The sequence below is a fragment of the Nodosilinea sp. LEGE 07298 genome (assembly GCF_015207265.1).
Classification (GTDB): domain Bacteria; phylum Cyanobacteriota; class Cyanobacteriia; order Phormidesmidales; family Phormidesmidaceae; genus Nodosilinea.
Genome location: NZ_JADEXE010000274.1, coordinates 1 through 8,790 on the forward strand (window position 1 = coordinate 1; position 8,790 = coordinate 8,790).

Annotated in this window: 11 protein-coding genes; 5 read left to right on the forward strand and 6 right to left on the reverse strand. The window is 54.1% G+C overall.

What is annotated here, in order from left to right; genetic code table 11:
* Positions 1–482 (forward strand): DUF192 domain-containing protein (locus IQ273_RS26195; RefSeq protein WP_228053908.1); only part of this gene is annotated, 482 nt, incomplete at its 5' end.
* Between the two features lie 82 nt (positions 483–564).
* On the opposite strand, the gene IQ273_RS26200 is transcribed toward IQ273_RS26195, so the two are convergent.
* The 5 genes from IQ273_RS26200 to IQ273_RS26220 form a co-directional block, all read right to left on the reverse strand.
* Positions 565–1,881 (reverse strand): ATP-dependent RecD-like DNA helicase, encoded by a 1,317-nt coding sequence (locus tag IQ273_RS26200; RefSeq protein WP_194026081.1) that lies wholly within the window; start codon positions 1,879–1,881, stop codon positions 565–567.
* Positions 1,882–2,013: 132 nt separating this feature from the next.
* Positions 2,014–2,619: a hypothetical protein gene (locus IQ273_RS26205; protein ID WP_194026082.1), complete on the reverse strand. Its 606-nt coding sequence runs from the start codon at positions 2,617–2,619 to the stop codon at positions 2,014–2,016.
* 142 nt (positions 2,620–2,761) lie between these two features.
* The gene (locus tag IQ273_RS26210) at positions 2,762–3,157 is read right to left on the reverse strand and encodes a type II toxin-antitoxin system death-on-curing family toxin (protein ID WP_194026083.1); all 396 of its coding nucleotides are present in this window, start codon (positions 3,155–3,157) and stop codon (positions 2,762–2,764) included.
* Entirely contained in the window at positions 3,144–3,344 is a 201-nt protein-coding gene (locus IQ273_RS26215) for a DUF2281 domain-containing protein (RefSeq protein ID WP_194026084.1), read from the reverse strand. Before IQ273_RS26215 ends, IQ273_RS26210 begins: the two co-directional genes overlap by 14 nt.
* A 118-nt stretch (positions 3,345–3,462) precedes the next feature.
* Positions 3,463–4,671, reverse strand: a complete 1,209-nt coding sequence (locus IQ273_RS26220; protein ID WP_194026085.1) for a 4-hydroxy-3-methylbut-2-enyl diphosphate reductase — start codon at positions 4,669–4,671, stop codon at positions 3,463–3,465.
* A gap of 359 nt (positions 4,672–5,030) precedes the next feature.
* Here IQ273_RS26220 and IQ273_RS26225 point away from each other — a divergent pair, with 359 nt between their 5' ends.
* The 4 genes from IQ273_RS26225 to IQ273_RS26240 all read left to right on the forward strand — a co-directional run bounded on the left by IQ273_RS26225 (position 5,031) and on the right by IQ273_RS26240 (position 8,097).
* Positions 5,031–6,959, forward strand: a complete 1,929-nt coding sequence (locus IQ273_RS26225; RefSeq protein WP_194026086.1) for an NACHT domain-containing NTPase — start codon at positions 5,031–5,033, stop codon at positions 6,957–6,959.
* A gap of 89 nt (positions 6,960–7,048) precedes the next feature.
* The gene (locus IQ273_RS36010) at positions 7,049–7,291 is read left to right on the forward strand and encodes a DUF4160 domain-containing protein (RefSeq protein WP_194026087.1); all 243 of its coding nucleotides are present in this window, start codon (positions 7,049–7,051) and stop codon (positions 7,289–7,291) included.
* Entirely contained in the window at positions 7,242–7,514 is a 273-nt protein-coding gene (locus IQ273_RS26235; protein ID WP_194026088.1) for a DUF2442 domain-containing protein, read from the forward strand. The genes IQ273_RS36010 and IQ273_RS26235 overlap by 50 nt, the downstream gene beginning before the upstream one ends.
* Positions 7,515–7,662: 148 nt before the next feature.
* Positions 7,663–8,097: a hypothetical protein gene (locus tag IQ273_RS26240; RefSeq protein ID WP_194026089.1), complete on the forward strand. Its 435-nt coding sequence runs from the start codon at positions 7,663–7,665 to the stop codon at positions 8,095–8,097.
* Positions 8,098–8,133: 36 nt separating this feature from the next.
* Here the strand turns inward: IQ273_RS26240 and IQ273_RS26245 are convergent, their stop codons facing one another.
* Positions 8,134–8,715 carry a Uma2 family endonuclease gene (locus IQ273_RS26245; RefSeq protein ID WP_194026090.1) on the reverse strand — a complete coding sequence of 194 codons (582 nt, stop codon included), beginning with the start codon at positions 8,713–8,715 and terminating at the stop codon, positions 8,134–8,136.
* Positions 8,716–8,790 lie beyond the last annotated feature (75 nt).

Here is an 8,790-nt window from a genome sequence, read left to right on the forward strand (position 1 = left end):
GGCCAGCGCCCTCGACAACAACAACACCCTCTCCCACCGAACCTGCCGCCTCTACACCCACCCCTACCGAGGCTCCTATGACTGATCCTCGCGGCCAGCAGCTCGCCGTCACAGCGGTGACCACCCTGGGCGGTGAAGATATTTTTCTGGAAGTGGCCACTACCCCCCAGCAGCAGGCGATGGGGCTAATGTACCGCGACCCCCTACCCGACGATCGCGGCATGCTGTTCCCGCTGGGGCGACCCCGCCCGGTCAGCTTTTGGATGAAAAACGTGCCGGTGCCTCTGGATATGGTGTTTGTGTACCAGGGGCAGATTGCGGCGATCGCCGCTGAAGTCCCCCCCTGCACCGCCGAGCCCTGCCCCACCTACGGCCCCGGCGGTCAGCTGATCGACCAGGTAATTGAGCTACGAGCCGGGCGAGCCGCCGAACTGGGCCTAGCGGCGGGGGACGAAGTGGTAATTCGGGAATTGGGCGAGTAAAGGTGGGGTGGGCATTGCCCACCAACCCACTACTGTTCGTCAACTATTCGTCAAGCCCCATATCGGCATTAACCACGAGGCGTTACTGGTACAGAAACAGTCGCTTGGCCGCACGGGTAAAGGCCACATAGCAAAGCTGGTTGCGCTCGATAACGTTGCGGTTGGCCATCATCGAGGGCACATCTACAAACACGTCTTGAAACGTCGACCCCTGACTCTTGTGAATGGTGAGGCTGTAGGCGTAGTCGACGGCGTGGAAGCGCTGCTGCAAATCCCAAAACTCCATCCAGCGCTTTTCTTTGGCCAAAAAGTCGAGCTTAGCCTTAAACTCGGCCTGCCCCGACTCGTGCAGCACCCGCAGGGTCTTGTAGTCGCCGGTTTCGGTTTCCACTTCGAGCATCCATAGGGGCCACTCACCCTCGCGTCCTCGCACCATGTGCAGCACTTCGCACTCGGCGGAGGTGGGCAGCACAATGGTGTCTTCTTCAAGGCAGGGGGTGACGGCAATTAGCCGCTCGCCGGGCACAAAGCGCTGGGCCTGGGAGCCATAGATAGCGGTGCGAATCAGCTGGTTGAGCTGGGCCACTCGGCGATTGGTGTAGGCGAGCGCCCGCACCTGGTCGGGGTTTTGCTGGTAGGCAGGGCTGGTAAAAGCGCGAATCAGCAGATCGTGCCAGGCCGGGCCGGGCAGCACAAAGCAGCCTTCGGTCTTACCGGCGTTGATGTCGCTGGTGAAGCGGGGCAGCGAGTCGCGCTCTAAATGGCGGCGAATGTCTTCGGCAATCACCGCGATCGCGCCACCGTAGCGCACCACCTCAGTCAGCTGCGATTTGTGAATAATTTGTCGAAAGCAGGCCGACTCGGGCTCGTTTACCGGGGGCAGCTGAGCCGGGTCGCCCACGAACAAAATCTGGGTGCCCCGGTACAGGTTCGACACGGCATTGACTAACAGCTCCCACAGCTCCTGGTTGACCATAGAGCATTCGTCGACAATTACCAGGCGGTAGCGATCGATTTGGCTGGCCTGCTGGCGATCGATTACAAACATCTGGTTGCCGTCGTCTTCGTTGATGACGGGGCGCAGGCCCAGCAGCTTGCAGCAGGTCATGGCGTCAATATCGAGTCGCCACTGGGCCGCCATTGCCGCCAGCACTTTGGTGGCCTTGTTGCTAAAGGCGCTCAGCACAATGGGGCGATCGTCACCGCGATCGCGCAGCCCGTTGATAAACACCTGCAGCAGGGTAGTCTTACCCGTGCCCGCATACCCCGTCAGCAGGTAAAGCTTTTCGGTGCCCTGCACAAAGGCATCAAGGGCCGCCAGTGCCGTCTGTTGTGCGGCGGTGAGGGCCAGACTAGCGGCTGTGCCAGAGGCGATAGATTTTGGCTGAGGTAGAGCCATGGGCGCGGAACAGGCGTTCTATCCCAGGGTAGCCTGATTAACCCTCTTAGCAGCCGGGAACGCCATCCAATCTGGGGTAAGGGAAACGGTTTCTCACCCCAGATTGGCGGTGGTTCAGCCTGGCCTCTACGCCTAAGGACAGTTGGTTGGCGTGATGTTGCTGCCTACTCCACCAGAGCCGGTACGAGCCAGCCAGCCGGTGCTGCCGTTGAGAATGCTTACCTGCATCCAGCGGCGACCGTCGGCAGCAGTCTGCTGAGTCGGTGGATTGGTGCTGGCCCTAATCAGGTCATTTTGGTTATAGCCCGCTACTATAGCCGCCCCAGTTGAAGGGCCAGATCTGACGACCAGGGCTGTATCGGCTCTAAAGCATGCGCCAGTCGGTGGTGGGGTACCGCCGCAGGGGCCAAGGTTGCTGGCATTCAGCCAGCCCACGGGCTGAACCGGCGACAACGTGCTGCCGCCTAGAAATACCTGTGCCCGCCCCGTAGACACAACCCCGGTTAGAGTCACCCGTGTGCCCGCAGCCAGGGTGCCAATACGGTTGGCCGTTGGCCCCAGGGTAGAGTTATCAAACACTTCAACCGCCTGGTTGAGCTGGCGGCAGCCCCGAATTAGGGTGGGGTTTTCGGTTAAAGGGCGAGTCTCTTGGGCCAGGGCGGGGGCAACCGCTAGGGTGCTGACCGAAACGAGGGCGATCGCTCCAAACGAAAAATTCCGCAGCATTCTCGGTGGCATAGGTGCTCCTAGTGCTAATTTCGAAGATTTTGGGGGTATTTCGGCATTTCTCCAGCTATCTTACCACCCCAAAAATTAGCCCCAGCACGCTTGTAATGAAGCTTACCGAAGCACCAGAGCACAGCCACGCCGCTAATTCAGGTCAGGATCGAGGTTCTAAAGCCCCCGCCAGAATTTCTGCCAGAGTGACCTTATCTATCTGGCCTTGGGCAACTCGCATCACTAAGTCGTAAGCGTCGTCATCAGTCAAACTAAGACGGGTGCCATTAATGCGCAAAAAGGTATCCGCTACTGCAAAAGCGGTGCGCTTATTGCCATCTACAAACGGATGATTCTTCGCCAAATGATATAAATACGCTGCCGCCTGTTCAGCTAGGGTCGGATGCAACAGTTCACCGCCAAAGGTAGCTCTGGGTTGCGCCAAAGCTGAATCTAGTAACCCTTCATCTCTAACCCCAGCCGTACCACCAAACCGTTCAATTTGTCTGGTGTGGAGTCTCAACACGGCTTCTGCATCTAAAAATTTAGGAGTCGGCAAGGCGACGATAGACCTCTTCGCGTTCTTGCTCAGACTGTAGATAGGCTCGCCACACCTCATCTTGGGAGGCAATATTGGAGTCAGGATTCAACGCTTGAACATAGGTCAAAATCTCAGCCAGGGTTTCTGCGGGCAGATGATCTAGCGCTTCTAGAATTTGCGCTTTGAGAATAGTGGTGGTGGTCATAGCGCTGGTCTTAGGCAATGGCTTGAGTCCTTCTATTAGTAGTAATAATGAGGCCGCGTTGCCCCAAGGGTTGGGCTTTGCCCATCGCAGCACATATCAACGTCAGCCCATGGCCAGCCTAAACCACCGCCGTAGCAGCTTTAATTGCAAAGATGTGCTCAATGGTATCTTCGACCGAGCGATCGGGGGTAGACGCGCCAGAGGTAACGCCCACGGTAATCGGGCCATCGGGCAGCCAGTTTTCGCTGACGGTCATATCGCCGTGGAGCAGCTTGTGCTCGATACGGTTGCCGGGGCCAATGCGGCTGGCGCTGTCGATGTGGTACGAGGGAATGCTGCGCTCGATCGCAATCTCTTGCAGGTGAGTCGTGTTCGACGAGTTGTAGCCGCCGATTACCACCATGAGATCGAGCTTTTCATCTACCAGCTCAAACATGGCATCCTGGCGCTCCTGGGTGGCGTCGCAGATGGTATTGAAGCTGAGAAAGTGGTCGTTGAGGGCCTGGGGACCGTACTTTTTCAGCATGGTGTGCTCGAAGAGCTTGCCGATCTGTTCGGTTTCGCCCTTGAGCATGGTGGTCTGGTTAGCGATGCCGATGTAGTCTAAATCGGTGTCGGGGTCGAACTCGGCAGAGTAGGCCTTACCGAACTTGGCCATAAATTCGGCCTTGTCACCACCGTTAAGAATATAGTCTGCCACGTAATTGGCCTGGTCTAAGTTCAGCACCACCAGGTACTTGCCCGCAAAGGAGCTGGTGGCCACGGTTTCTTCGTGGTTGTACTTGCCATGGATGATCGAGGTGTGGTCGCGTTTCTTGTGCTTTTCGACCGTGTTCCACACTTTAGACACCCAGGGGCAGGTGGTGTCGACAATGGTGCAGCCCTTGTCGTTGAGTAGCTGCATTTCCTGCACGCTGGCCCCAAAGGCAGGCAAAATCACCACGTCGCCCTGGCCGACCACCGAAAAGTCTTTGTCGCCATCGACCACTTCAATAAACTCCACCGCCATGTCTTTGAGGCGCTGGTTGACGCTGGGGTTGTGGATAATTTCGTTGGTGATCCAGATGCGCTCGGTGGGGAAGTGCTGGCGCGTTTCGTAGGCCATCGCCACCGCCCGCTCAACTCCCCAGCAAAAGCCGAAGGACTCGGCTAGCTTGATGGTGACATTGCCGCGAGTGAGGGTGTAGCTGCGATCGCGAATTTCTTGAATTAGCCCGCTATTGTACTCGGTCTTCATCTGGCCGGCGACGTCTTCCCCATGACCAAACCCTTGGCGAAAGTACTTGTCGGAGTGGTTGAGCGATCGCTTAAAAGCCTTAGTATCCATCGAATCCTCAGCGGGTTGCGGCATGGTTCTAGGATAGCGGGTTGCGTAGGGCGTTTTGCAGCCGAGCCATCAAGCAAATTTCAATCGTTGCCCCTCAAAAAGCCCAGGCTATAGTAGTGGCAACCGCCACCCCCACCCCCGCCATGACCGGATTTGAACCCCTGATCGGAGCCGCCGCCGCTGGATTGAGTGGCCTGATCACCAGCCTGGTCAAAGACAAAGGCACCGAAACCCTCAAAAGGTTGGATTGGGATATCGGCAAAAACCTGGCCCTGAAAAAGGCAATGGTCGACTACGTACGCCGCTATATCGATCGCCACGGCACCCTCAAAGTCGCCTGCGTACGCATGGATTACCCTGTGCGCCTCGACGAAATCTACACTGCTGTGCAACTGCTCGATCGCCGAGCCGCCAGCCAATACTTTGCAGATGAAGATGCTCTGCAAGAGCAATACCGCGAAAGCGGTAAGCGTGGTTTCAGCGTTACTAGCGCAGACAAGAAACCGGGTCTGCAAGTCGCTAACGAGCAGCAGTACCTGATGGTGTTGGGTGGACCAGGGGTAGGCAAATCCACTTTTTTACGCAAGGTAGGGCTAGAAGCCCTACGAACCCTGGGTCGCAGAGACTTTGCGGGTAAAGACCCTGGCAATCTGCTGGTACCCCAAGAGATTTTTTACGAGCACCCCTGCATCCCGGTGATGTTGGAGCTACGTCAGTTTGACAAGCCTGACCTCAGTATTCAAGCAGTAATTTCTGAAGAACTCAGTACCTGCGGTTTTCCGGCAGCGGAAGAACTTACCGAGCTATTCCTCAAAAATGGCAAGCTGCTGGTGCTGCTGGATGGGTTGGATGAAGTGCCTACGACCACGTTGGATCATGTCCTCAAGGAAATTAGGGGCCTGGTTGATCGATACAGCGACAACCGCTATATAGCCTCCTGCCGGGTGGCAGCCTATACCTTTGGTGGCTTTACGCGGTTCAAAGACGTGGCGATGGCCGCTTTTGAAGATGAGCAGATCGAGCAGTTCATCAAAAACTGGTTCCAAAAGGACAGAGATCTAGAAGTCAATACTGCCGAACGCTGTTGGGAACTGCTGAACAGCAACGATTATAGGGCTGCTAAAGAACTCGCTCAAACCCCACTGCTGCTGACCCTGCTCTGCGTGGTATACGACGAATTTCAAGACTTTCCGAAAAAACGCCACGCCCTCTATGGCGAAGCTCTGGATGTACTACTGCGAAAGTGGGCATCAGAAAAACGCATTCAGCGTAACCCCATCTACCAAGAACTCAGCGCCGAGCTAGAGCTAGACATGCTGGCGGAGATTGCCTACACCAGCTTTGTAGACGATCAGTTTTTCTTTGCTAAAGACAGGTTGATCAACCAAATTCGAGAGTTTTTGGTCGATAACCTCAACGCCCCCAGCCACCTGGATACCGAAACGGTACTGAAAGAAATCGAAATTCAGCAGGGTATTTTGGTTGAGCGAGTTAGAGATGCGTATTCCTTTTCACATTTAACTTTTCAGGAATATTTAACTGCTAAGTGCCTTGTCGATAATCAAAAGATTGATCAACTCGTGCGCAACCATATTACCGAGCAGCATTGGCGAGAGGTTTTTTTGCTAGTAGCAGGGTTAGCACCGGGCAAACGAGGAGCCGATGAACTGCTACTTGTTATGGAACAACATGCCAAGGCTTATGCTGCCAATTCTACATTTAAGATAATAGTTACTTGGGCTTCAACAGTTACTAAAGACTCATTAGGGCACGATAAAGCTTTTGAAAAGCGAGTCGCAGCAGTCTTTCTTGCTCTTGCCTTTACCTTACCCCTAGTTCGCGCCCTAAATCTCGTCCGATCTCTCGTCTTCGCTCTCGACCTCGACCTTACTCTAGGTCGTGCTCGTGCTATTGAGCTAGCCCTTAACCTTTCTCTCGATCTTAATCTTCCTTTCAGCATAGCCAAAGAATATCAAAGATTGGAAATTTTTGACGCAGGTTTATCTAATAGCTTAATAATAGATTTAAGCAGTTTAGAAAATGTAATCCCTGATGACAAATCGCCTCTGCCAAAACGAAAAGAGTTTGCCTTTAAAATCTTAAAATGTTTTTCTACTAATTTGAAATTTGACTTTCAAGCCATAAATTTTTCCGAGAAAGAAATACAGGAACTCACTGATTATTTCTACGTTCTAGAACTCATGATTCGCTGCAAAGAGGCGGCGAAGCGGGTATCGCCGCAAGTGTGGGAGGGCATTGAGTCGCGCATGGTCACGGTACCCGATTGACGATTTGGAGGATTGCTAGAATAAGACAGCGTCGTGCTCGATTTGGCAAGATGACAGTGCAGACAACAATCATAGATGAATGCTGACCTATGCCAACGGTGTTAAAAATTGGGGCTTATCGCTTCTATTTCTTTTCTAGAGAAGAAAGTCGAATTCATATCCATGTCTCTTGCCCTGATGGAGAAGCGAAGTTCTGGCTAGAGCCAGACATAGAATTGGCTATAAACCACAGGCTGTCAAAGATACAACTAAAGCAGATTGAGAAGCTAGTTGAGGAACACTATGACGACTTCAGAAACGCATGGAACTATTACTTCCCAGACAGAGATTAGCAATATTTCGGCTAACGGTTTGTGGTTAATCTGTAGCGACCATGAGTATTTTTTACCCTATGACCAGTTCCCCTGGTTCAAAGATGCACCCATCAAGCACATCTTCAATTTAGAAGAACCTCACCCTGGCCACCTCTATTGGCCTGATCTGGATATTGATCTATCCCTTGAGATCATTCAGCACCCAGATGAGTTTCCTCACATAGCTAGAGCTGAAGCCTGAAGACATCAAGGACAATCTGACTACGAACGATTGCCTCATATGTCTCAAATCCTACGAGATGTGTAGACAGGGCTCCAGGGCATCCCGGTAGCGATTACAACAAAAGATCCGTTTTCCTGTGTGAGGTTCATTTGTGAGGATCGTTGCTGTGAAAAAGCTGTTGCCGTTTAGTTTTGTGATTGGGGGATGTTTGCTTGGCCTTGCCGCCTGGATGCTGAGCGTGCCCGCTGCTCTGGCGGCTCCTTGTACCGTGAACTGTAAGTCGGGGCAGATTCAGTTTACGCCGGGCGATCGCATCACTATCCAGGTCGTCAACGTCGGCAGCCGCCCCCTCAGCCTGGAGCAGCCGCCTCTGCTCGGCCCCCGTGTGCTCTACACCGGCAACACCATCGAAACCCAGGTAGGCTGGATGGCCCAGCCCCATCCGTCGGTATTTTTCTGGTCGCAGGAGCGGCTGCCCGTGCGGGCAAGACTGAACCGCCCCGGCCCCAACACGCTGCGGGTGGAGGTATTTGATGCACCCGCCGAACCGAGCGATCGCAGCATTACCATCGAAGCCGATGGTCGCGTTTTGGTGAAGTAGCAGGATAGGAATGGTGGGCAATGCCCACCCTACGGTTCACCGAACTAGCTTGAGCACCTCAAGGGCAACCGTCGGGAAACTCTCTGGGGAGATGGTGCCGCTAGTCACGACTGCCTTTGCCTGATACTCTCCTCCTACCGGGTTACGAAAGACAATCAGCTCCCTGGTTTTTAGATTCACTACCCAGTATTCGGCAATACCGGCTTGGGCATAGATTTTATCCTTCAGCTCTAAGTCTTTCTCCAGGCTGGTGTTGGCATATTCCATTACCCAAAAAATGTCGGCCACCTGGGGATGCCGCTCTGTTTTGTAGAGATCTCCCAGGGGTTTCACGATCGCAATGTCTGGCTCTGGTTCCGAATCGTTGGGCAGCGTAATCGGCTTGGCCTCGCGTACCTTAACCTGGCTACCTAAACGCGATCGCAGGTAATCTGCCGCATCACTGCTCAACCCCGCATGGGGAATTCCCTCGGGAGACCTTTCAATCAAGGCTCCATTCAATAATTCTAGGGGCTGGCCCTCAAAAATACCGGCCTTAACCGCTCGATGGTAACGATCCACTGTCCACCCATAGGGCGTGATGATCGGTGAGCGTCGGTCATCGGTAGTGATTGTCATTGGCCTGCCTTCCCCGGCTTGTGAACCCAGCTAAATTTTATCGCGCTCACCTACTCATCCACCCATCCACCCATC

Excerpts from the sequence above, each read along its gene's own strand:
- IQ273_RS26220 (WP_194026085.1), bottom strand. The coding sequence starts at position 4,671 with ATGGATACTAAGGCTTTTAAGCGATCGCTCAACCACTCCGACAAGTAC.
- IQ273_RS36010 (WP_194026087.1), top strand. The coding sequence starts at position 7,049 with ATGCCAACGGTGTTAAAAATTGGGGCTTATCGCTTCTATTTCTTTTCT.
- IQ273_RS26235 (WP_194026088.1), top strand. The coding sequence starts at position 7,242 with ATGACGACTTCAGAAACGCATGGAACTATTACTTCCCAGACAGAGATT.
- IQ273_RS26200 (WP_194026081.1), bottom strand. The coding sequence starts at position 1,881 with ATGGCTCTACCTCAGCCAAAATCTATCGCCTCTGGCACAGCCGCTAGT.
- IQ273_RS26205 (WP_194026082.1), bottom strand. The coding sequence starts at position 2,619 with ATGCCACCGAGAATGCTGCGGAATTTTTCGTTTGGAGCGATCGCCCTC.
- IQ273_RS26215 (WP_194026084.1), bottom strand. The coding sequence starts at position 3,344 with ATGACCACCACCACTATTCTCAAAGCGCAAATTCTAGAAGCGCTAGAT.
- IQ273_RS26245 (WP_194026090.1), bottom strand. The coding sequence starts at position 8,715 with ATGACAATCACTACCGATGACCGACGCTCACCGATCATCACGCCCTAT.